Annotated in this window: 21 protein-coding genes; 10 read left to right on the top strand and 11 right to left on the bottom strand. The window is 72.2% G+C overall.

The window, feature by feature from the left end; all coding sequences use genetic code 11:
• Positions 1-192: 192 nt before the first annotated feature.
• Positions 193-2,016, bottom strand: a complete 1,824-nt coding sequence (locus BJ993_RS07915; RefSeq protein WP_036549191.1) for a phosphoenolpyruvate carboxykinase (GTP) — start codon at positions 2,014-2,016, stop codon at positions 193-195.
• A gap of 471 nt (positions 2,017-2,487) precedes the next feature.
• Here BJ993_RS07915 and BJ993_RS07920 point away from each other — a divergent pair, with 471 nt between their 5' ends.
• Positions 2,488-3,177, top strand: a complete 690-nt coding sequence (locus tag BJ993_RS07920; protein WP_179648338.1) for a hypothetical protein — start codon at positions 2,488-2,490, stop codon at positions 3,175-3,177.
• A 129-nt stretch (positions 3,178-3,306) separates the two neighbouring features.
• Here the strand turns inward: BJ993_RS07920 and BJ993_RS07925 are convergent, their stop codons facing one another.
• Positions 3,307-3,816, bottom strand: coding sequence for an Lrp/AsnC family transcriptional regulator (locus BJ993_RS07925; protein WP_036549193.1), 510 nt, complete (start codon positions 3,814-3,816; stop codon positions 3,307-3,309).
• 120 nt (positions 3,817-3,936) lie between these two features.
• On the opposite strand from BJ993_RS07925, the gene hppD reads away from it, so the two are divergent.
• From hppD to BJ993_RS26545, 7 genes are all read left to right on the top strand, one after another.
• Entirely contained in the window at positions 3,937-5,142 is a 1,206-nt protein-coding gene (gene hppD / locus BJ993_RS07930) for a 4-hydroxyphenylpyruvate dioxygenase (RefSeq protein WP_179648339.1), read from the top strand.
• A gap of 10 nt (positions 5,143-5,152) precedes the next feature.
• On the top strand, positions 5,153-6,364 hold the full coding sequence (locus BJ993_RS07935; protein WP_179648340.1) for a homogentisate 1,2-dioxygenase: 1,212 nt from the start codon (positions 5,153-5,155) through the stop codon (positions 6,362-6,364).
• Positions 6,361-7,245, top strand: coding sequence for a hypothetical protein (locus BJ993_RS07940; protein WP_218864637.1), 885 nt, complete (start codon positions 6,361-6,363; stop codon positions 7,243-7,245). Before BJ993_RS07935 ends, BJ993_RS07940 begins: the two co-directional genes overlap by 4 nt.
• Positions 7,242-8,378, top strand: coding sequence for a fumarylacetoacetase (fahA, locus tag BJ993_RS07945; RefSeq protein WP_179648341.1), 1,137 nt, complete (start codon positions 7,242-7,244; stop codon positions 8,376-8,378). Before BJ993_RS07940 ends, fahA begins: the two co-directional genes overlap by 4 nt.
• A 74-nt stretch (positions 8,379-8,452) precedes the next feature.
• Entirely contained in the window at positions 8,453-9,691 is a 1,239-nt protein-coding gene (locus tag BJ993_RS07950; protein WP_179648342.1) for a Glu/Leu/Phe/Val dehydrogenase dimerization domain-containing protein, read from the top strand.
• Between the two features lie 136 nt (positions 9,692-9,827).
• Positions 9,828-11,033, top strand: coding sequence for a F0F1 ATP synthase subunit B (locus tag BJ993_RS07955; RefSeq protein ID WP_179648343.1), 1,206 nt, complete (start codon positions 9,828-9,830; stop codon positions 11,031-11,033).
• Positions 11,034-11,285: 252 nt separating this feature from the next.
• On the top strand, positions 11,286-12,107 hold the full coding sequence (locus BJ993_RS26545) for a helix-turn-helix domain-containing protein (protein WP_218864638.1): 822 nt from the start codon (positions 11,286-11,288) through the stop codon (positions 12,105-12,107).
• Positions 12,108-12,125: 18 nt separating this feature from the next.
• Here the strand turns inward: BJ993_RS26545 and BJ993_RS07965 are convergent, their stop codons facing one another.
• Positions 12,126-13,901, bottom strand: a complete 1,776-nt coding sequence (locus tag BJ993_RS07965) for a sigma-70 family RNA polymerase sigma factor (protein ID WP_179648344.1) — start codon at positions 13,899-13,901, stop codon at positions 12,126-12,128.
• Between the two features lie 210 nt (positions 13,902-14,111).
• On the opposite strand from BJ993_RS07965, the gene BJ993_RS07970 reads away from it, so the two are divergent.
• Positions 14,112-15,083, top strand: coding sequence for a helix-turn-helix domain-containing protein (locus tag BJ993_RS07970; RefSeq protein WP_179648345.1), 972 nt, complete (start codon positions 14,112-14,114; stop codon positions 15,081-15,083).
• 237 nt (positions 15,084-15,320) lie between these two features.
• Here BJ993_RS07970 and BJ993_RS07975 read toward each other — a convergent pair whose 3' ends face one another.
• From BJ993_RS07975 to BJ993_RS07985, 3 genes are read right to left on the bottom strand one after another with little or no spacing between them, the layout of a single operon-like run.
• Positions 15,321-16,565: an acyl-CoA dehydrogenase family protein gene (locus tag BJ993_RS07975; protein ID WP_179648346.1), complete on the bottom strand. Its 1,245-nt coding sequence runs from the start codon at positions 16,563-16,565 to the stop codon at positions 15,321-15,323.
• A gap of 3 nt (positions 16,566-16,568) precedes the next feature.
• Positions 16,569-17,588, bottom strand: a complete 1,020-nt coding sequence (locus BJ993_RS07980; RefSeq protein WP_179648347.1) for a phosphotransferase family protein — start codon at positions 17,586-17,588, stop codon at positions 16,569-16,571.
• Positions 17,585-18,340 carry an SDR family oxidoreductase gene (locus BJ993_RS07985; RefSeq protein WP_036549214.1) on the bottom strand — a complete coding sequence of 252 codons (756 nt, stop codon included), beginning with the start codon at positions 18,338-18,340 and terminating at the stop codon, positions 17,585-17,587. Before BJ993_RS07985 ends, BJ993_RS07980 begins: the two co-directional genes overlap by 4 nt.
• A gap of 153 nt (positions 18,341-18,493) precedes the next feature.
• Between BJ993_RS07985 and BJ993_RS07990 the strand changes: the two genes are divergently transcribed.
• Positions 18,494-19,096 carry a TetR-type transcription factor C-terminal domain-containing protein gene (locus tag BJ993_RS07990; RefSeq protein ID WP_179648348.1) on the top strand — a complete coding sequence of 201 codons (603 nt, stop codon included), beginning with the start codon at positions 18,494-18,496 and terminating at the stop codon, positions 19,094-19,096.
• On the opposite strand, the gene BJ993_RS07995 is transcribed toward BJ993_RS07990, so the two are convergent.
• From BJ993_RS07995 to BJ993_RS08015, 5 genes are all read right to left on the bottom strand, one after another.
• Complete coding sequence (locus BJ993_RS07995) at positions 19,081-19,872, bottom strand: endonuclease/exonuclease/phosphatase family protein (RefSeq protein WP_179648349.1); 792 nt, start codon at positions 19,870-19,872, stop codon at positions 19,081-19,083. The two genes, BJ993_RS07990 and BJ993_RS07995, sit on opposite strands and share 16 nt — an antisense overlap.
• An 80-nt stretch (positions 19,873-19,952) precedes the next feature.
• Positions 19,953-20,450, bottom strand: a complete 498-nt coding sequence (locus BJ993_RS08000; RefSeq protein WP_179648350.1) for a hypothetical protein — start codon at positions 20,448-20,450, stop codon at positions 19,953-19,955.
• 80 nt (positions 20,451-20,530) lie between these two features.
• A complete protein-coding gene (locus BJ993_RS08005; RefSeq protein WP_179648351.1) occupies positions 20,531-20,788 on the bottom strand; it encodes a hypothetical protein in 258 nt (85 codons plus the stop codon).
• Between the two features lie 89 nt (positions 20,789-20,877).
• On the bottom strand, positions 20,878-21,834 hold the full coding sequence (locus BJ993_RS08010; protein ID WP_179648352.1) for a helix-turn-helix transcriptional regulator: 957 nt from the start codon (positions 21,832-21,834) through the stop codon (positions 20,878-20,880).
• A gap of 44 nt (positions 21,835-21,878) precedes the next feature.
• Complete coding sequence (locus BJ993_RS08015; protein ID WP_179648353.1) at positions 21,879-22,376, bottom strand: STAS domain-containing protein; 498 nt, start codon at positions 22,374-22,376, stop codon at positions 21,879-21,881.
• Positions 22,377-22,469 lie beyond the last annotated feature (93 nt).

The following is a 22,469-nucleotide window of genomic DNA, read 5'->3' on the forward strand; positions in this document are numbered from 1 at the left end:
TACGCGGGCGGGTGGGAGTTTCACCGGCCGGCCGGTGATTCTGTCGCGCCTGGACGACGAAACTCACGCTTGGACGACGAAGTTTCATCGTCCAAGCGTGAGTTTCACCGGTCGGCCGGTGAAACTCCCAGCGACGAAAAGCACAGCACCCCGGCTCCGAGGAGCCGGGGTGCTGCGAGGAGTCGCTGGGACTCAGGCGTTGTCGAGCGCCTGGGCGACGCGGCGGTGCGCCTCCCAGATCTCCTCGGGCAGGCCGTCGAACTGGGCGAGGTGCTTCTCGCGGAAGCCCATCTCCTGCTGCCAGCGCGGGACGTCGATCGTCAGGATCGTGTCCAGGTCGGCGAGGGCCTGCTCGTCGAGGCCCTCCAGGTTGAGCTCCTCGCGCTTCGGCAGCACGCCGACGGGCGTCTGGACGCCCTCGACCTCGCCGTTGAGGTACTCCATCAGCCAGTTCAGCGGGCGGAGGTTCTCGCGGTAGCCCGGCCACAGGAAGCGGCCGTCCTCGCCACGCTGGAACCAGTTGACGTGCGCGAAGATCGGCTTCGTCGTCGCCCGGCCGAGGACCTCGAGCCAGTGCGCGGCGTAGTCGGCCTCGGAGTACGACATGAACGGGCGCATCGACATCGGGTCGTAGCGGAGCACGCCCTCGAGGCCGTCAGCGGCCGCGGTCGCCTCGGCGCCGAGCGTCAGGCCGTCGTACACGCCCTCGGCGACGTCGCGGATCGCACGGATCAGCGGCTCGCGGTCGCGGGTGCGGCCACCGAAGATGATGCCGTGGATCTCGACGCCCTTAGGGTCCTCGAAGTCCTTCGCGACGTTGGGCACGTTGGCCAGCGTGGTGGTGAAGCGGCTGTTCGGGTGCGCCCACGGGTCGTCGGCGTTCTCGGGGGCCCGGTCGGCGATGATGTCGCCCTTCCAGTCCTCCCAGCCGTCGAGGTCGGTCGGCTTCTCGCTCTTGCCCTCCCACCAGACCTCCTGGGTCTTGGCGTTGTAGGCGACGTTGGTGAAGATGGCGCCGGTGCCCGGGACGATCGAGTCGATCGCGGTCGGGTTGGTCTTCTCGTTGGTGTCCTTGGCGACACCGAAGACACCGTTCTCCGGGTTCATGCCGTAGAGCTTGCCGTCGTCGCCGACCCAGATCCACGCGATGTCGTCGCCGTAGAACTCGACGTAGTAGCGGTCGCCGAGGGCGTCGGGGGCCAGCGTCATGGCGAGGTTCGTCTTGCCCGAGGCCGACGGGAAGCCACCGCAGATGTTGTACTTCTTGCCGGTCTGCTTGTCCGTGATGCCGAGCAGCATGAACTGCTCCACGAGGAAGCCGTTCTTCCAGCCGTCGTAGGCGCCCTGGCGCAGGCCGTGGGCGATCTTGCCGAGCAGCGCGTTGCCGCCGTACGACGAGCCGAAGTGCAGGATCGTGCGCTCGTCGGCGACGGTCACGAAGTAGCGCTTGTCGTCGGGCGTGCCCTGGCCGAGGTTCTCCAGGTCGCCGGTGACGTGCACGGCCTTGACGAACGAGTCGCCCAGGTCGTTGATGTACTCCACGCCGACCCGCGCCATGCGGATCATCTGGAGGACGACGTTGCGGTTGTCGGTCAGCTCCACACCGGCGGCGAACTTCTCGACCGGCGAGCCCTTCGGCGACATGAGGTAGGGGATGACGTACATCGTCTTGCCCTCGGAGGCGCCGGTCATCAGCTCGACGAGCTTCGGCTTCATCTCCGCGGAGGGCTTCCAGTTGTTGTAGACGCCCTTGTCGGCCTCGTTGGAGGTCGCGACGATGGTGCGCTCCTCGGCGCGCGCGGTGTCCTTGTAGTAGGAACGCGAGTAGTAGAGACCCTCGCCGGCGGGAAGCAGCTCACCTGCGTCCAGCGACTCCTGGATCAGGCGCGCGTCGTCGGCCGCGGACACGACCTCGATGCGCTCTGCACCCGTGATGTTGGCCCAGTGTGCGACGTACTCACGAACGTGGGGGTTGGTGAGACCCGCCTCGTCGAGCGTCCGCTCCACATCAACCATTTGTTTCGCCAGCCTTTCGGTCCTTGTCAAGGTGTGGGCACGCTACCCCACAGCCCACCCGTAAAAATCCGGGGTTCGAATCACTCTGATCCGTGGACACCGTCGTCCGCGTGACAGTCACCATGACACCCGTTTCGCCTTCGCGCACATCGGCGCCACCACCCGAGATCGGGCCGCCTGCGGCGCCGTCCGCATTGGATCGATCGAATGCCGGAGCGGATTGACGAGCCTCCGGCGGGGTAGGACCGGCGCATGAGCTACCCACCCCAGCCGCCCCCCGCCGGACCTCCGGGCTGGGGCCCGCCGTAGGGTCCGCCCTCCGGTCCACCCCAGGGTCCGCCCCAGGGTCCGCCGCCCGGGTGGGGCCCGCCGCAGGGCCCGTCGGGTTGGGGTCCGCCCGGGCAGCCGCCGTACGGCGGAGGCGGCCCGAAGCGCAACGTCGGGCTGATCATCGGGATCGTCGCGCTCGTCGTGCTGCTGGTCGGCGGCATCGTGACGACGGCCGTCCTGCTCGCCACGCGCGACGACGACGGGGACAGGAAGGCCGGCGGCGACAGGTCCTCGTCGACCTCGGAGAGCACCGACACCCCGAGCCCCACCGAGGCCTCGTCCGCCACGGCGGACCCCTCGCCGATCGACCCGTCGTCGGCGACGACCCCCGCGACGCCGTACTCACCGACCGACGACACCGGCGACGACATCCACGGCGACGTGAAGACGTCCGACTTCCCCGGCGACTGGGACTTCCAGTACGGCGACGTGAAGCACAACGCGACGCTGCGCGACTCCTGGGACTACGACAGCTGCGGCCCCGTCGAGGACGGCTCCGTCTTCACCCAGCAGCGGTGCGAGTACGCCGTCCAGTGGAGCTATGCCGCGCTCGGCGGCAAGGCACGCGTCACCCACGTCTTCCTGGTCTTCGACTCCGAGCGCCACGCGAAGGCCGCGGAGGCCAAGCTCGACGACAAGGACCTCGACCTGCGCGACGAGTCGGTCATCAAGGACTTCGTGCAGGGCAAGTGGAACAAGAGCGTCTACGGCAACATCGTCGGCGTTACGGTCGGTACGACGAACGCCACCGTCCCGGACCGGAGGCTCCAGTCGCTGGTGAACTACATGAACACCGACTACCGCCTGGCCCTGCTCTGGAAGGGCTTCTGAGCGCGGCCGGTGGAACCACCCCGGAAAAATTGAAGCCGCCGCTGGCGTCTCGGGTCACCAGCGGCGGTGGAAGAACGATGACAGACGAGAGCGGCCGCTGTCAGCCCGTCGAAAGTAAAATTTCGCCGGTCAGCTGCGGTAGGCCGGAGCCCGGCGACTGGGCGCCGCGTCGGCACTGGCCAGCAGCGGCAGCACCCGGGGCGCGATGAGCACCGACAGCACCATGACGCTCGTCGAGCGCACGACCGACGACGACTGGTCGATGCGGACGAGGGTCGCCTGCAGCTCGGGGTGGGAGCGGGTGGCGACCCGGCACAGGACGTCGTACGAGCCGGTCGTGACATAGGCCTCGAGGACCTGCGGGATCGCGGCGAGGTCGCGGCTCACCTCGTCGAGCGCACCCTGGGAGATCTCGAGGGTGACATAGGCCTGCACCTCGTAGCCCGCGGCGGCGACGTCGAGCGTGGGGTCCCAGTCGGCGATGACGCCGGCCTCCGTCATCCGTCGCAGCCGGCTCTGGACGGTCGCCCGCGCGACCTGGGTGAGCCGGGACAGCTCGAGGTCGCCGGCCCGCGGGTGCTCGGTCAGCGCGGTGAGCAGCGCGATGTCGACCTGGTCGAGGGCGAGCGGATCAGCCATGATCCGATGCTAGTCAGATTGACCAGTCGATGCACCGTCCACCTAGGCAGAACTGGCCATTCTGACGACCTCCTGATGCGCAGGTTGTGCGGCCTCCGTCGACCCTGTTGTGCTGCTCACATGTCCCTCCAGGAGACCCTGACCAGCGAGGAGCGGCTCGCCGAGCTCGACCTCGACACGTTGAAGCAGCTCGTCGGCCTCGTCGAGTACGACGACCGCGAGGACCCGTTCCCGGTGACCGGCTGGGACGCCGCGGTCTGGGCGGTCGGCAACGCCACCCAGTCGGCCCACTTCTTCATCTCCGCCTTCGGCATGGAGCTGGTGGCGTACTCCGGTCCGGAGACCGGCAACCGCGACCACATGGCCTACGTCCTCAAGAGCGGCGCGGTCCGGTTCGTGATCAAGGGCGGCGTCGACCCGCACAGCCCGCTGCTCGACCACCACCGCAAGCACGGCGACGGCATCGTCGACATCGCGCTCGAGGTCCCCGACGTCGACAAGTGCATCGAGCACGCCCGCTCCGTCGGCGCGACGGTCCTCGAGGAGCCGCACGACCTGACCGACGACCACGGCACCGTCCGGGTCGGCGCGATCGCGACGTACGGCGACACCCGCCACACCCTCGTCGACCGCAGCCGGTACGACGGCCCGTACCTCCCCGGCTACGTCGCCCGGACCTCCACCTTCGTCAAGCGCGACGGGGCGCCGAAGCGGCTCTTCCAGGCCCTCGACCACATCGTCGGCAACGTCGAGCTGGGCCGGATGGACGACTGGGTCGAGTTCTACCGCAAGGTCATGGGCTTCACGAACATGGCCGAGTTCATCGGCGACGACATCGCCACCGACTACTCGGCGCTGATGTCGAAGGTCGTCGCGAACGGCAACCACCGCGTGAAGTTCCCGCTCAACGAGCCGGCGATCGCGAAGAAGAAGTCGCAGATCGACGAGTACCTCGAGTTCTACGACGGTCCCGGCGCGCAGCACCTGGCGCTGGCCACCAACGACATCCTGCGCACCGTCGACGCGCTGCGCGCGGAGGGCATCGAGTTCCTCAACACGCCGGACTCCTACTACGAGGACCCCGAGCTGCGCGCCCGCATCGGCGAGGTCCGGGTCCCGGTCGAGGAGCTGCAGAAGCGCGGCATCCTCGTCGACCGCGACGAGGACGGCTACCTCCTGCAGATCTTCACCAAGCCGCTCGGCGACCGGCCGACGGTCTTCTTCGAGTTCATCGAGCGGCACGGCTCGCTCGGCTTCGGCAAGGGCAACTTCAAGGCGCTCTTCGAGGCCATCGAGCGCGAGCAAGAGCGCCGCGGGAACTTCTGAGGCGACGGCGATGGCCCACTACCAGCGGATCGGGTTCGTGCCGCCGAAGCGGCACACGCAGCACCGCGCCGACGACGGACAGCTCTACTTCGAGGAGCTGATGGGCGAGGAGGGCTTCTCCTCCGACTCCTCGCTGCTCTACCACCGCACGATCCCGTCGGCGGTCGTCGAGGCCCGGGTGTGGGACTTTCCCGACCTCACCACGACCCCCAACCACCCGCTCGTCCCCCGCCACCTCACGCTGCACGACCTCTTCGACGACAGCCCCGACGGCGCCTGGACGGAGGTCGACGCCGTGACCGGGCGCCGGCTGGTGCTCGGCAACGGCGACGTCCGCATCTCCTACGCCGTCTGCGGGAAGGCCTCGCCGCTCTACCGCAACGGCATCGGCGACGAGTGCGTGTACGTCGAGAGCGGCACCGGCCTCGTCGAGACGGTGTTCGGCGTGCTGGAGGTCGGCCAGGGCGACTACGTCATCCTGCCGCGCGCGACGACCCACCGTTGGGTGCCGACCGGCCGCGAGCCGCTGCGCCTCTACGCCATCGAGGCCAACAGCCACATCACCCCGCCCAAGCGCTACCTGTCCCGGTTCGGGCAACTGCTCGAGCACGCGCCGTACTGCGAGCGCGACCTGCGCACGCCGGCCGAGCCCTTCCTCCCGGACGAGCAAGGTCCGGTCGAGGTCTTCATCAAGCACCGCGGGCCAGGCCCTGGCGGCATCGCGGGCACGGTGCACGTCGTACCCGACCACCCGTTCGACGTCGTCGGCTGGGACGGCTGCCTCTACCCGTACGTCTTCAACATCGCCGACTTCGAGCCGATCACCGGCCGCGTCCACCAGCCGCCGCCGGTGCACCAGGTCTTCGAGGGCAACAACTTCGTGGTCTGCAACTTCGTGCCGCGCAAGGTCGACTACCACCCGCTGTCGATCCCGGTGCCCTACTACCACTCGAACGTCGACTCCGACGAGGTCATGTTCTACGTCGGCGGGGACTACGAGGCGCGCAAGGGCTCCGGCATCGGGCAGGGCTCGATCAGCCTGCACCCGGGCGGCCACGCGCACGGCCCGCAGCCGGGCGCCTACGAGCGGTCGATCGGCGTGGAGTTCTTCGACGAGCTCGCCGTCATGGTCGACACCTTCCGCCCGCTCGAGCTCGGCGAGGGCGGCCAGGCGTGCGACGACGGGGTCTACGTGACGTCCTGGGTCCGGGGGCAGTCGTGACCTTCCCGTTGCTCCTGGACGACGCCGCCATCTTCCCGCCCGGCAACCTGCCGCTCGCCGACGCGGTCCGTGCCCACCTGGCCCACGGCGTGGCACCGTACGCCGACCTGGTCGGCCCGCTGGTCGTCGCCCTCGCCGACCTGCCGGCCCTCGCCGAGGCGACCGCCGACCTGCCGGCCGGCAGCATCGCGCTCAGCGTCACCGTTCCGGCGCCGGCGCTGGTCGGCGACGTGGTCGACCGGGTGCGCGGGATCCGCGCCGCGCGGCTGGCCGCGCTCGAGGTGGCGGTGCCCGAGGGCGTCGCCGCGACCGACGTGGTGCCGGTGCTCGACGCCGCGCTGACGGGGGTTGGACGACGAAACTCACGGTTGGACGATGAAGGTTCGTCGTCCAACCGTGAGTTTCACCGGCCGGCCGGTGAAACTCCCACCACCGTCTACGTCGAGCTCCCCCGCGACGACCGCCGCGACGCCCTCGTCGCCGAGCTCGCCCGGACGTCGTACCACGCGAAGCTGCGGACGGGCGGGGTCCGGGCGGACCTCTACCCGGACGAGGCCGAGCTGGCCGCTGCCGTGGTGGCGCTGGTCCGCGCGGGCGTGCCCTTCAAGGCGACCGCCGGACTGCACCACGCACTGCGCAACACCGACCCGGAGACCGGCTTCGAGCAGCACGGCTTCCTCAACCTGCTCGCCGCGACCGCGGCTGCCGGCGACGGTGCCGGTGTCGAGGAGGTCGCCGCGATCCTCGCCGAGCGCGACGCGCGGCGGCTCCCCGACGGCCCGACCACCACGCTCCTCGGCTCGATCGGGACCTGCTCCATCACGGAGCCGGTCGACGAGCTGACCGAGCTCGGCCTGCTCCCGGAGGTGGCAGTGCGATGACGAACCCGACCAACGACAGCGAGCTCTACGGGCTCACCAACCTGCCCTACGGCGTCTACTCCGTCGACGGCTCCGCCCCCCGCGGCTGCACCCGGCTCGGCGACCACGTCGTCGACCTCGGCGTGCTCCTCGGTGACGCCACCTTCGAGCAGCCGACGCTCAACGCCTTCCTCGCCCAGGGCAAGGCGCGCTGGGACGAGGTCCGGGCGGCCGTCACGGCAGCGCTGGCCGACGGCCTCCCCGCGGCGGGCACGCACCCGATCGACGACGTCGTGCTGCACCTGCCGTTCGAGGTGGCCGACTACGTCGACTTCTACGCCTCGGAGCACCACGCCTCCAACCTGGGCCGGCTGTTCCGCCCCGACAACCCGAACCCGCTGCTCCCGAACTGGAAGCACCTGCCGGTCAGCTACACCGGCCGCGCCGGCTCGGTGGTGGTCTCCGGCACGGAGGTCGTCCGCCCGTGCGGGCAGCGCAAGGCACCCGATGCGGAGCTGCCGACCTTCGGCCCGTCGGTCCGGCTCGACATCGAGGCCGAGCTCGGCTTCGTCGTGGGCGTCGGCAACGAGATGGGTACGCCGATCGCGACCGCCGACGCGGACCAGCACCTCTTCGGGGTGGTCCTGTTCAACGACTGGTCGGCGCGCGACATCCAGGCCTGGGAGTACGTCCCGCTCGGGCCGCACCTGGGCAAGTCCTTCGCCTCGACGATCTCCCCGTGGGTGGTCCCGATGGCCGCGCTCGACGCCGCGCGGGTGGACACGCCGACCCAGGAGCCCGCGGTGCTCCCCTATCTCGCCCTCGACCGGCCGTGGGGCCTGGACATCGACCTCGAGGTCGAGTGGAACGGCGAGGTCGTCAGCCGGCCGCCGTACTCCTCGATGTACTGGTCGCCCGCTCAGATGCTCGCCCACCTGACCGTCAACGGCGCCCCGACCCGCACCGGCGACCTGTTCGCCTCCGGCACCATCTCCGGCCCCGGCAAGGACCAGGTCGGGTCCTTCATCGAGCGCGGCGAGGGCTTCCTCGAGGACGGCGACGAGGTCGTCCTGCGCGCCACCGCGCCCGGCGCCGACGGCACCCGGATCGGCTTCGGCGAGTGCCGGGGTCGGATCGCGAAGGCCCGCTCATGACCACCACCAGCTCACCCGGTCTCGTGACGGTTGCTGCGCAACCTCCTCGACCACCGAAGAAGGAGGACTCCGACATGAAGAACCTCCTCGACCGCTTCGAGGCCAAGGCGCCCGAGATCGTCTTCGAGTGGCACGACTCCGAGACCGAGGCCAAGGGCTGGGCCGTCATCAACTCCCTGCGCGGCGGCGCGGCCGGCGGTGGCACGCGGATGCGCGCGGGCCTGGACCGCAACGAGGTCGAGTCGCTGGCGAAGACGATGGAGGTGAAGTTCACCGTCTCCGGGCCGGCGATCGGCGGCGCCAAGTCGGGCATCGACTTCGACCCGAGCGACCCGCGCCGCGAGGGCGTGCTGGCGCGGTGGTTCAAGGCCGTCACCCCGCTGCTGAAGACCTACTACGGCACCGGCGGCGACCTCAACGTCGACGAGCTGCACGACGTCATCCCGCTGACCGAGCGCTACGGCCTGTGGCACCCGCAGGAGGGCATCGTCAACGGCCACTTCGCCGCCGACGAGCGCGAGCTCGTGCAGCGTGTCGGCATGCTGCGCCTCGGCGTCTCCAAGGTCGTCGAGGACCCGCGCTACACGCCGGACCGCGACGCGAAGTACACGATCGCCGACATGGTCACCGGCTGGGGCGTGGCCGAGTCGGTCGTCCACTACTACGCGACGTACGGCGCCGCGTCCGGCCAGGGCCTCGCCGGCAAGCGCGTCATCGTGCAGGGCTGGGGCAACGTGGGCTCCGCGGCGGCGTACTACCTCTCGCTCGTGGGCGCCCGCGTCGTCGGGATCATCGACCGCGACGGCGGCCTGATGAACCCCGACGGGTTCACGCCCGAGGAGGTGCACGCGCTGTTCGTCGGCAAGGAGGGCAACGCCCTGCGCGCCGACGGGCTGGTCCCGTTCGCCGAGCTCGACGACGCGATCTGGGACATGGGTGCCGAGATCTTCCTGCCCTGCGCGGCCTCGCGCCTGGTCACCGTGGAGCACGTGAAGCGGCTCGTCTCGGGCGGCCTGGAGCTGATCTCGGCGGGCGCCAACGTCCCGTTCGCCGACCCGGAGATCTTCTACGGCCCGACCTACGAGTTCGCCGACCAGCACGTCGCGGTGATCCCCGACTTCATCGCCAACTGCGGCATGGCGCGCACCTTCACGCTGCTCATGGAGGGCATCGGCGAGGTCTCCGACGAGATGATCCTCGGCGACGTGTCGCGCACCATCCGGACCGCGCTGGAGAAGTGCCACGAGCGCTCGCCGCACCCGACGCTCGTCGCCGCGACGGCCCTGGAGATCGCGCTCGACCAGCTGGTCTGAGCGCGCGGCCGTCTCGGGCGGGCAGGACCGGCGTGGCCAGGCCGGTGGACCGCGCCTATCGTGGCCCTGTGTCACGGCGTACGAGCGCGGAACCCACCGTGGGGTCCGAGCGCCGCACCTGAGGGGACGGATGGACATGGCCGACGACGACTTCCGCCTGCCGGGCGAGCCCACCCACCCGGGTGAGTCCGCACCCGAGGTCGGGAACGACGACGACACGACGACCAGGTCGGCCAGCGCGGCGGCCGAGCCCGCCGCGGAGCAGTCCGGGGAGGCGCCGGTGGAGCGGCCGAGCGAGCCCCTGACCGACCCGCTGCCCGACCCGCTGCCCGACCCGCTCGACGGGTCGCGGCCGTTCGCCGACGACGAGCCGGAGCCGCGCGAGTCGCGCTCGCTCAAGGAGGCGTGGCCGATCGCCGGCGCCCCCGCCCCGGCCGCCGCACCCGAGGCTCCGGCGGCCGAGTCCTCCGACGCACCGGCCGCCGTACTGCCGTCCGCACAGCACTTCCAGGACCTGATCGCACTGCGCCGGGAGGCCGAGGAGTCCGCGGCCGCCGCGCTGCACGAACGCCGGGAGGCGACCAGCCAGGCCTCGAGGATCATCGAGGAGGCGATGCGCGCGTCGGAGACCCTGCAGAGTGAGGCGAGGCAGGACCTCGAGCGCCGTCGCTCCACCGCCGAGGCCGAGGCCGCCGCGATCCTCGAGCGGGCGCGCGCCGAGGCCGCCGAGATCGTCCGCGCCGGCGAGAGCGACGTCCGCGAGGCGCAGCGCCTGCGCCTCGAGGCGTCGGCGGAGCGCGAGCGGATCAACACCGAGCTCGAGCGGATCCGCCGCACCGCCCAGGAGGAGCTCTTCGCCGAGGCCAACCGGCACGCCGCCCGGATGGACGAGATCCGCACCCGGGTCCTGCACGGGGTGGAGGCGATCACCGGCGGGCTGCGCGAGCCGGCACGCGACGCGCTCCCGGCCATCTCCCCCGCTCCGGAGCCGCGGGCGGCCGACGTACGCCAGCCGGACAGCCACACGCACGACGACGCCCGGCCGAAGCCGGCGGACGCCGCGCCGGCGGACGCGACGTTCACGGTGGGCGCGCCTCCCGCTCCGGAGCCGGCCACCGAGCCGGACCCGGCTCCTGCCGCCTTCTGGGGCACGCCCGACCCGAGCCCGGCCACCCAGGTGACCCCGTCGGTGACGCCGTCGGTGACGCCGCCCCCGGGCATCCCGGCGGACGCCCCGATCACGCCGTACACGCCCGCAGCGAGCGACGGTTCCGCGGCCCGGGACGCGGTGGACGAGCGGGTCGACCGCGGCAAGCGTGGCTGGCGCAGCCGCCGCTCCTGACCCCTTCGGACAGCAGCATCGGATTCTCAGATCCGGTACCACTGGACACAGAGCGCGTGCCTGTGACACGCCGTCTCCCTACCATGCTTTCACGGCTGCGCTCACCCGGCAGGTGGGGACCTTGAGGTAGACGCGGCCGCGGAGAGTCCGTCGCATTGGGGGCTGCGGACGTCCGCGACACGGACAGGGCGCAGGCTGATGTGGGGGATCGTCGCACGCTTCGAGGATCGCGCATCCAGGGACGCGGACCTCGTGGCGACCTGGCGGGCCACGAAGGGACCCCTGGAGTCCGGGGACGCCCGCCCGCGCTCGGTGCGCCTGGCGGTGGCCGCCAACGCCCTCGCGCTGGTGCAGTACGACGCCGACGACGACGTCCTCGACCTGCAGCGGATCACCGTCGATCTCGGCCGGCGGCAGGTCGCCGGCCTGCAGGACGAGATGCTGGCGAGGTCCGACACCGAGGCCGGCCGCCCGGTCACCACCCGACTGGTGCGCGTCCTCGGTCAGCGGGCCTGGGGACGGGCCGCGCGAGCGAGCGACACCCTGACCGGTGGCTCGGCCGAGCTGCGCGCCCTGTGCTCCGAGGCCGCCCTCGAGCTGCTCATGGTCGGCCCCCGCGACACCGCCCCTGCTCCCGCCCTGACCTCGCGGGAGGACCTGCTCGAAGCCTTCGCCACCGGTGACGTCCTGCTGTGGCGCCGGCTCGTCGCCGCCGCCCTCGCCGAGCCGTGGGCGGGCCGCGCCGACGAGCACCTCGCGCTCCTCGACCAGGAGCAGCGGCCGAGCGAGTTCGATAGCGTCCGCGCCCTCGCCGCGATGGCCCGCCGGATCGCCGAGGAGGACGAGCGCCGGGCGGTCGCCGACCACATCCGGAACACCATCGCGAGCACCGGCCTGACCCAGCGGGAGTTCGCCACGCTCGTCGGCACCTCGCCCTCGCGCCTCTCGACCTACGTGACGGGGAGCGTCACCCCCTCGGCGGCGATGCTGCTCCGGATCAACCGCATGGCGAAGCGCGCCCGCGTCGAGGCCGCCCGGGCCGGCAGCCCCGGTCGCTCGGACGAGCCGGCCTGACCCGTCCGGCCGGGCCGCTCAGAAGGGGCGGACGCCGACGGCGTCGCCGTCGGCGCGCAGGGTGGCCGTGCCGGTCGGCTGCGCACGCTGCAGGCCGTCGAGCGCCGCCGCGTGCAGGGTGAGCGGCGGCGGGGCCGCACCCGTGTAGTCGAACTCGCAGACGACCGGTCCGGTGAGCGCGTCGCCGAGGCCGATCCCGACCTGCAGCCCGATCGGGAGGCCGCCGGCCGTGTGGCAGGTCCAGCCCGCGCTCGCACCATCCTTCTGCACGAGCACGGCGTCCTGGTCGAAGTCGAAGGTGAGGGTCAGCGCGTGCGGGGCCGTGTCGGTGACGGTCACGGCGCTCGCGATGTCCCAGTGCCCCCAGACCGGGTGCGGGACCTCCGCGGAGGAGACCGACGCCAGCTGGACGCACGAGCTGGCCTCGCCCAGGTCGCCGGAGAAGGTACGACGCGAGCCGCTCCGCAGCACGTAGCCGGACCGTGCCGTCGCCTCGACCGTCCACGCGCCCGTCAGCCCGTCGCCTGCCGTGCGCTCGTAGCGCACCCCGCGCGTGGTGGGCAGGGTCAGGCTGCCCGTGGTGCCGCAGCCGGCGACCGGGCGGGCGGTCGGGGCGACCGCCTCGACGACCACCGGTGCGGCGACCGGACGGGGGCGCGGGCGCGGCGTGGCGGCCGGCTCGGTGGGCGTGTCGACCGCGGCCGGCTCGACCGGGGCCACGTCGTCGACGACCGGCACGACCGGGTCGCGGCGCGGCGCGGGATCGGCCGGCGGGTCCTCCTCGTCCTGCACGCCCGCGACGGCCGGCGGGGGCGTGCTCGGGTCGGCGCCCGCGGAGGCGGGGTCGGTGTCGTTGCCCGACGTGACGACCATGGTGACCCCGGCGGCCGCGGCCGCGACGGCAGCCGCGGCGGCGACGGCGATCGTGGTCGTCGTACTCGAGGAGCTGGAGCCGCCCGCGCCGCCACTGCCGGACGCACCGGCACCGGCGAGGCCGGTGACGCCGACGAGCCAGGCCAGGCCCTTGCCGGAGGCGGGCAGGGCACCGAGCAGGACGACCGGGAAGATCCAGGCAGCGAGCTTGCGGTTGACCCGGTCGACCTGGACGTAGGCGGCCAGGCACTCCTCGCAGGCCCCGACGTGGGCGGCGACCTTCTCCTCGGCGCGGGTGCTGAGGTCGCCACGGACGTACTGGCTGAGGCGGGCGCGGGTCCAGGCGCAGTCGGAGGCGGCCGCCTCGGCGACGACGTGCTGGTCGAGGTAGGCGCGGCGCAGGCCCTCGCGGGCGCGGTGGGCCAGCGAGGAGACGGCACCGGCCCGCATGCCGAGCAGGTCGGCGACCTCGCCCGGCTTGCGGCCCTCGACCTCGACGTGCCACAGGACCTTCTGCCACGACTCGGGCAGGGTCGCGAACGCGTGCGCCGCGGTGTCGGCCTCGAGGTCCTCGACCAGCTCCTCGGTCGGCGGCTGGGCGTCGTCGAAGAGCCACGGCTGGTCGGACACGGGCGCCTCGCGGGGGGCGCGCAGCGAGTCGCGGAAGCCGTTGCGGATGGTGACGTGGAGGTAGGCGCGGAAGTTGTCGCGCGGTCCGCGCCCGGCGCGGAGCTGGGCGAGGACGCGGGCGAACGACTCGGCGACGAGCTCCTCGGCCTGCTCGGCGCCGACCAGGATCGTCGCGAGCTTGCGGGCGTCGTCGACGTGGTCGCGGTAGAGCTGGTCGAAGTCGACGCTCCCGGGCGCACCCGAGGGCAGCACGTCGTCCGTGCTGTTCGCTGCGGCTCCGTCCGCGGTCACGATGTCTCCTGCTCTGCCGGCGCGCCCCCCAGGCGCAGAACGGCCCCCGTTGATCGTAGGCGCCATCGGGAACAACGGTGCCTCGGGAAAAAAGTTCGGGCAAATCCGCAAAACCGCGTGATGTTCCGTGCCGGGACCCGTCTGGGTGGGTGCAGGTGCCGCGGAAGGGACGGCACCTGCGGCCAGATCCCACCCAGCCGAGGACGTCGCATGAGCTCTCTCGCCACCCGCACCCAGGCGGCACCGACGCCGACGCCCGAGCTGCGCAACCAGTTCGCCAGCCACCCCGTGCCGGTGCAGGCCGGCACGACCCTGCGACGCATCCTCTTCGCGACGCTCGACCGTGCCGACCAGGTCGCGTCCGAGCACGTCGAGGTCTGGGAGCAGTTCGTGCGGATCCTGGAGCAGAACCAGAACGACCCACGCTCGACGGCCCGTTGCGCGGTGCTCGCCAACCTGGTGGCGCTGGTCGTCTTCGACGAGCCGGCCGACTACGCCGCGACGGTGGAGCTCGCGGCGCAGGTCGGGCAGCCGCGCCTCGCCCGGCTGCAGCACCGGGCGTCGGTCGCGCTGGAGACCGACCCGGCGATGCCGTGGACGACGACCGCCGTACGCCGCCTGGTCCGGTGGGACCTCGCTGCCCGGCTCGGCCGCCAGGTCCCGGCGGGGGTGGACGAGGACGTCGCGACCACGTGCGCCGTCATCGCGCAGAACCTCGTCTTCGAGGACATCGACCCGGAGCGCTCGTCCGGCGACCCGATCACCAGCGTCGCCCAGCTGCACGACCTCGTCGACCGCGGCTCGATCATCGAGTGGCGCAACCACCTCGGCGCGATCGCGGCGAGCCCGTGGGGCCCGTACGCCGACCAGCTGCTCGAGATCGGCCGCGCCTCCGACCGCCCGTCGGCCCTCGCGGCGATCGCCAGCTCGATCGAGCAGTGCCAGGAGTGGTGCCGCGACCGCGAGCGCGACCAGGTCGCCCGCGAGATCCGCCACCTGGTCGCGGTGAGCGGCTCCTCGCAGCGCGAGTTCGCCTCGCGCATCGGCACCTCGCCGTCCCGCCTGTCCACCTACGTCCGCGGCACGGTCACCCCGTCCGCGGCGATGCTGCTGCGCATCCAGCGGGCCTCCCGCATGCTGCAGCGCCAGTCCGGCCGCACGGTGCTCGCACCGCGTCGCTAGGACACCACCAGCCACCACGACGGGAGCGTGGCGGCCTGGTCGGGACCGCAGGGCTGGGGGGCTCGCGGTCCCGACCAGGAGTCGGGCGCTCCGGGCCCGGGCCTCCCGGGTCCGCCCGGGCCCGCACGGCGCAGTAACACGCTGTTCGCTCAACTACCCGCCACTTGTCGGCGCCCTGCGCGGCGTGTCGCCGGCGTGTCGTGCCGAGAAGCGCCGGGTAGTCGGGTGGACGGCGTGTTACTTCCCGCCGCGCCGGGCCGCCTGCCGACCCAGCTCCGCCTTCGCGAGGGCGTTCTTGTGGACCTCGTCGGGGCCGTCGGCGAAGCGCAGGGTGCGGATGCCGGCGTACATGTTGGCCAGCGGGAAGTCCTGCGACAGGCCGCCGGCGCCGTGCACCTGGATCGCCTTGTCGAGGATCCACTGCACGGTCTCGGGGGTGGCGATCTTGATGGCCTGGATCTCGGTGTGCGCGCCCTTGTTGCCGACGGTGTCCATCAGCCACGCGGTCTTGAGCACCAGCAGACGCAGCTGCTCGAGCTTGACCCGGGACTCCGCGATCCAGGTGCGCACCGTGCCCTGGTCGGCGATCGGGCGCCCGAACGCGACCCGCGACTCCGCCCGCTCGCACATCATCTCGATCGCGCGCTCAGCGATGCCGATCGAGCGCATGCAGTGATGGATCCGGCCCGGGCCCAGGCGGGCCTGGGCGATGCCGAAGCCGCCGCCCTCCTCGCCGATCAGGTTGCCCACCGGGACCCGGACGTCGGTGAAGCGGAGCTCGGCGTGGCCGCCGTGCTCGTGGTCGTCGTACCCGTAGACCTCCATGCCGCGCACGACCTCGAGGCCCGGGGTGTCGCGCGGGACGATCACCATCGACTGCTGGCGGTGCCGCTCGGCGGAGGGGTCGGTCTTGCCCATCACGATGAAGACCTTGCACTTCGGGCTCATCGCACCGGTGATCCACCACTTGCGGCCGTTGAGGACGTACTCGTCGCCGTCGCGCACGATCGACATCGCGATGTTGGTCGCGTCCGAGGAGGCGACGTCGGGCTCGGTCATCGCGAAGGCCGAGCGGATCTCGCCGTTCAGCAGCGGCTCCAGCCACTGCTGCTTCTGCGCCTCGGTGCCGAAGAGGTGCAGCACCTCCATGTTGCCGGTGTCGGGCGCGGCGCAGTTCATCGCGGCGGGCGCGAGGTGGATGCTGCGCCCGGAGATCTCCGCGAGCGCGGCGTACTGCAGGTTGGTGAGGCCGGCGCCCGCGACGCCGTCGTGCTCACCGGGGAGGAAGAGGTTCCACAGGCCACGACTGCGCGCCTCGGCCCGCAGCTCCTGGATGACCGGGGTGGAGTCCCAGTCCCAGCGGTCGTCGAGCTGCTCGAGCTGCTCGTGGAAGACCTTCTCAGCGGGGTGGACGACCTCGTCCATGAAGGCGAGCATCGTGGCCCGCAGCTCCTCGGTGCGGGCGTCGAATCCGAAGTCCATCGGTTACTTCTCCTTGATTGCGGTGAGTCCGGCGTCGAGCAGGGGGTGGATCGCGTCGCCGATGTCGGCGAAGCCCTCGCCCACGGTCTGGCCGGCGAGGTGGCGGTAGTGGATGCCCTCGAGGATGGCCGCGAGCTTGAAGGCGGCCAGGCCGAGGTACCACCCGAAGCGGGAGAGGTCGCGCCCGCTGCCGGCGGCGTACCGCGCGACGATCTCGTCCTCGGAGAGGAAGCCGGGCGCGAGCGACGCGTCGGTGACGGCCTCGCCGATCGAGGCGCCGAGGCGGTGGTAGGTCAGCATCAGCGCGAGGTCGGTCAGCGGGTCGCCGAGGGTGGCCATCTCCCAGTCGAGGACCGCCGTCGCCCGGTCGCTGTCGTCGACGAGGACGTTGTCGAGGCGGAAGTCGCCGTGCACGATGCCCGCGGCCGACTCGGTCGGGACGTCGGCGGCGAGCAGGGCGTGCAGCTCGTCGGCCGCCGGCAGGTCCCTCGTGTACGACGCCGCCAGCTGCTTGCGCCAGAGCGCGACCTGCCGGCCGAGGAAGCCCTCGGGCCGGCCGAAGTCCGCGAGCCCGACGGCCGCGGGGTCGATCGCGTGCAGTGCGGCGAGCGCGTCGACGAGCTGCGCGGAGATGGTCCGGGTGCGCTCCTCGCCGAGCGCGGCGAGCTCGGAGGCGCGGCGGTAGGGCGTGCCGGCGACGCGCTCCATCAGGTAGAACGGCGCGCCGAGGACGTCGGTGTCGTCGCAGAAGGCGTAGGTGCGCGGCACGGGCACGCCGGTTCCCTGGAGGGCCGACATGACGCGGTACTCCCGGCCCATGTCGTGGGCGGTGGCGAGGACGTGGCCGAGCGGGGGGCGCCGCAGGATCCAGCTCGTCGTACCGTCGGTGACGGTGTAGGTCAGGTTGGACTTGCCGCCCGCGATCAGCTCCGCCGTCAGGTCGGTGCCCGCGTCGGGGAGCACGCCCGGCAGCCAGCCGGCGAGGCGCCCGAGGTCGAGCCCGGGCAGGTCGGCGGCGCTCACACGCCACCGCCGAGCGTGATCCCGCCGTCGACGACGAGGGTCTGGCCGGTCATCCAGCCGGCGTCCGGGCTGAGCAGGAAGGCCACCACGCTGCCGATGTCCTCGGGCACGCCGAGCCGCTTGAGCGGGTAGGCGGCGGCGACCTCCTCCTCACGGCCCTCGTAGAGCGCCGTCGCGAAGCGGGTCTTGACCACCGCCGGCGCCACGGCGTTGACCCGGATGTCCGGGCCGAGCTCGACCGCGAGCTCCTGGGTGAGGTGGATCAGCATGGCCTTGCTGGCGCCGTAGAACGCGATGCCCGGCGCCGGGCGGAGGCCGGCGACGGAGGCGACGTTGACGATCGCGCCGCCGTGCTCGCCGAGCCACTGGCGGTGCATCTGCTGGGCCCACGCGATCGCGGCGACGCAGTTGGTGTCGACGATCTTGCGGGCGACCGCGAGGTCGATCTCCATCAGCGGCCCGTAGGTCGGGTTGATGCCGGTGTTGTTGACGAGGAGGTCGGCGCTGCCGAAGGTCGCGATCGCCCGCTCGACGACCTCGGCCTGGTGGTCGCCGTCGTCCGCGTGGCCGGCGACGCCGAGCGCGACCTCCGGTCCACCGAGGGCGTCGACCGCCTCGGCGAGCGCGCCCTCCTTGCGACCGGTCACCACGACCCGGGCGCCGTCGGCGACCAGCCGCTCCGCGATCGCCAGGCCGATCCCCCGGCTCGCGCCGGTGACGATCGCCGTCTTCCCCTCGAACCTCGTGCCCACGTGCCGTCCTCGCTCCTTCGGTTACTAAGCGCTTGCTTAGTGATAGCGTCCACTGTGCACGTGGCACCCCCGCCCCGTCAAGCAGCAGCCCGAGCACCGGCCCGAGCACCAGTCCGAGCACCAGTCCGAGCAGCGTCCCGAGGAGGTACGACGATGGCCTCACCGTCCCGCGCCGAGGCGACCCGCGCTCGGCTGCTCGCGGCAGCGGTGGCCGCCTTCTCCGAGAAGGGCTTCCACGGCACCACCACCCGCGACATCGCCGGGGCGGCCGGGATGAGCCCGGCCGCGGTCTACGTGCACCACAAGTCGAAGGAGGAGCTGCTCCACGTGATCTCCCGCGACGGCCACCAGGCCGCGCTGGACGTCGTACGGCAAGCACGGGCGACGACCTCCGACCCGGTCGAGCAGCTCGCCGCGGTCGCCCGCGGGTTCGCGATGTTCCACGTCGAGCACCACACGATCGCCCGCATCCTCAACTACGAGCTGGCCGCGCTGAGCCCGGAGCACCGCGCCGAGATCGACGTGCTGCGCACCGGCATCGACCGCGAGCTGCGCGACCTGGTCGCCACCGGCGTCGCGGCCGGCGCGTTCGACATCCCCGACCCGGCCCTGGCCGCGACGGCGCTGGCCTCGATGGGCATCGACATCGCCCGGTGGTACCGCGAGGACGGGGAGTGGAGTCCCGACCAGATCGGCGACTACTACGCCGACCTGGCGTTGCGACTGGCCGGTGCCGCTCCTCAGACGTCGAGCTGAAGGGGCCGGTGGTCGGAGACCTCCGGCGCCTCGACCACCCGGAAGTCCCGCACCGCCGCGGGATCGGAGACCAGCAGGTAGCTCGCGTGCCGCACCGGCTTGGGGTAGTTGCTGGTCCGGGTGTCAGCCGTCCCGACTAGGTCGGTCAGCCCGATCCCGGCCAGCACCGCAAAGGTCTCGCTGTCCGGCAGCACGTTGAGGTCGCCGCACACCACGACGAGGTCGCCCGGCTCGCGCATCGCGTCGACCAGCGCGCCGAGCCGCTCCGCCTGCGCGCGCCGCGCGGGGCTGTCGCCCTTCCCCGCGTCGTCGCGCAGGCCGTGCAGGTGCCCGAGCGTGACGAAGCGGCCGTCCTGCTCGAAGCGGGCCACCTGGGCGGCCCGGGGCCGGTTGCTGTGCGGCCAGGCGTCGCCGTGGTCGGTGTACCGACCGTGCACGTACGCCGACCGCGCCCCCACCACCAGCGTCGCCGGGCCCGCGAACAGGCCCAGCCCGAAGTGCTGCCGGTGCACCGCGCCGGTGTCGTCGGTCACCGGGCCGGAGTCGCTCACCGTGAACCAGCCGTCGTACGCCGGGAGGGCCGCCTCCACGTCGGCCATCAGGTCCGCCCGCTGGGGCAGCACCCGCGCGTCGTCCTCGAACCGCGTCCAGCCGCCGAGGTCGGGCGTCCGGGTCACCTCCTGCAGGCAGACCACGTCGGCCGCCGTCGTCGGCAGCCAGGCGACCAGGTCGTCGTACCGCGCTCCACCCCAGGCGTTCACCGACACGATGCGCACGCCGGGAACCCTACGGCCCGCTCAGCGACGGGCTGGGTCAGGGATGCGGTACGGCGGGCGGTGTGGCACCACGACCAGCTTCATGACACGGGGGCGTCGGCGATGATCCGGTCGTGCGAGACCCGCACGTGCAGGCGTTCGAGCGTGCGCACGTGCTCCCGACCTCGTTCGATCAGCCGGTCCAGGGTGTAGGGGTCGAGCCGCGCGTCGTCGTCCGCGGCGGCGCGCAGCACCTCGAACCCGGCCAGCTTGCCGCTCACCGCGAGCCGGAGCGTCTCCAGCTCGACGACATCGGTCAGCGGCGCCCGGGTGAAGAGGCGCCCGTTGGGCTTGAGCCGGCCGAGCAGCTCACCGGCACGGGCCGCCGTCGTACCGACGGCGCTGGGGCTCACGCCGACCGAGCGCATGATCTCGCGCAATGCCTCGCGGTCGGCCGCCACCTCGCCCGCGAGGTCGCGGATCTCGGCGGCGGCGTCGGGGTCGCGGTGGTTGCGGCCGACGCGCCGGAACGCATGCACCCCGGCCGTGGAGCCGACCCAGTGGTGCTGCAGATAGGCCTTCAACACCTCGTCGTTCACGGGGGAATCACTCCTCGGGGTCGATGGGACCCGGGAGGTACCCGCACCCGTCGATCGCACACGAAGGGAGGAGGCGGGCCTCAGCCGACGGTGCGGCCCTCGTGGCACTCGGCACAGGTCCACCACTGGACCAGCAGGCTGCCGTCGCGGCCGTAGGTGGCGGGTCCGAGCTCGTGCGGCGTGACCCGCTCGCAGGCGAGGCACTCGAGCTGCCTGCTCGCGCCGCCGGCAGGCGGGCGGTGCCGCTTCCTCGCCAGCTCGAGGGGGCTGGGCCCCTGCTCACCGGACCGGGACGCGGCCGGCTGGTCGGGCGAGGGCAGGGTCGATTCCATGGTCATGTCGCACACCTCTCCGGCGTGGACGATCACGCTCCCCCTCGACGGTAGGCGGGCGCACGGCCGACCGGTATCCGACGAGCGCCGACTTCCTATCCGCTGTGCGCAGGGCCCTCGCCGCGCAGCGTCGCACCCGGCGTCTCGCCGTAGGCGCGGCGGTAGGCCTGCCCGAAGTGGCCCTGGTGGAGGAAGCCCCAGCGGGTCGCGATCTCGGCGACGCCGACACTCCCGTCGCCCTCCACGAGCTCGCGCCGGACACGTGCCATCCGAACCTCGCGCAGGTAGGCCATCGGCGTGGTGTCGAGGTGGCGCCGGAAGGCCAGCTGCAGCGAACGGACGCTGACGTGGGCCCAGCCGGCGACCTGGGCCGGCGTGATGTCGAGGTCGGCGTTGTCCTCGATGAAGGCGACCGCGCGGCGCAGGGCGGCCGGGTGCGCGTCGCGGCTGTCCGTCGTACGGGCGTCGAGGCGAGCCGTGCTCGGGAACGCGGCGAGCACCTGGGCGGCCACATACCGGGCCGCGGCGCCGAGCAGGAGCGGGCTCGCCGCCGCCACGGGGTCGGACAGGACCGCCTGGTCGAGGTGGTCGATGGCAGCGCGGAGCCGCCGGGCGGCGTCGGCGCTGGTCGGCCGGTGGTCGAGCAGCTCGATGACCTCCCCGCCCGCGGGCGAGGCGACGTCGTTGAGGATCGCCGGGTCGATCATGGTCACCGTGTAGCTCGCGTGGTTGACCTTCCCGGCGTAGGGGCGGTCCGGCGGCGCCAGTGTGAACATCTCACCGGGTCCGAAGGCCTGGGCCTCGCTCCCGTCGGGGCCGTGGTCCTCGATCGCGCCGGACGTGACGTCGCACAGGCAGATCCGGCCGAGCGGCTCCACGTCGTACGACATCTCGAAGTCGAACACGACGCGATCGACGTTGATCGCCGCGGACGCCACGCGCGCGATGCGCGCGGCGGCCGTGCCCGTCGTGCTGGCGATCCGCATCGGCGCATAGCTGGCCGCGAGGAACTCCTCGGTCTGGCTCAGGTCAGAGCTCTCGAACAGCAGCATCGCCGCACCTCCCCCTCGATGCTCGAACGGGCGGGGCGCACTCCTCAACCAATGGCGTTGCCTTCCTCGCACTCCGTGCAGCGCCACCACTGCACGAGCACTCCACCGTCCGTGCCGACGGTCTGCTCGCCCACGACGTGGGGAGTCCTCCTGCCGCACGGGACGCACTCCAGCCGACGGCTCGGCACGCTCCCGGACGTCCCGGAGGCAGCGTCCACACCCAGCACGACGGCGACCTCCGGCGTCAGGACCCGGGTGACCGCGATGCTGGGCTCGACCACGACCAGACGCGCATCCTCGGCGGCGGCCCGGACGCGGCAGGCCAGCAGGCCCTTCGTCCCGGCGCAGTCCATGAAGGTCACGCGGTGGAGGTCCAGCAGGACCCGCGGAGGCCGGGCGTGCAGGCACGTGATGACCGCCGCGTCCAGCAGCTCACGGCCCTCGAGGTCGAGGTCACCGGCCACGTCGACGTACGCACCGTTCGGGTCGGCGCCGCGCGCGCGTACGGACGCGGAGAACGCGGGTGAACGGGGAGGTCTCATCGCCGATCCCTGGGCTAGTCGTTCGACCAAGAATGGTGACGCCCTGGGTGGCGAGACTCGGAGAATCCTCAGTACCCCGACGGTACGCCGCTC

Source organism: Nocardioides aromaticivorans, from assembly GCF_013408525.1.
In the GTDB taxonomy this organism is placed as follows: Bacteria; Actinomycetota; Actinomycetes; order Propionibacteriales; family Nocardioidaceae; genus Nocardioides; species Nocardioides aromaticivorans.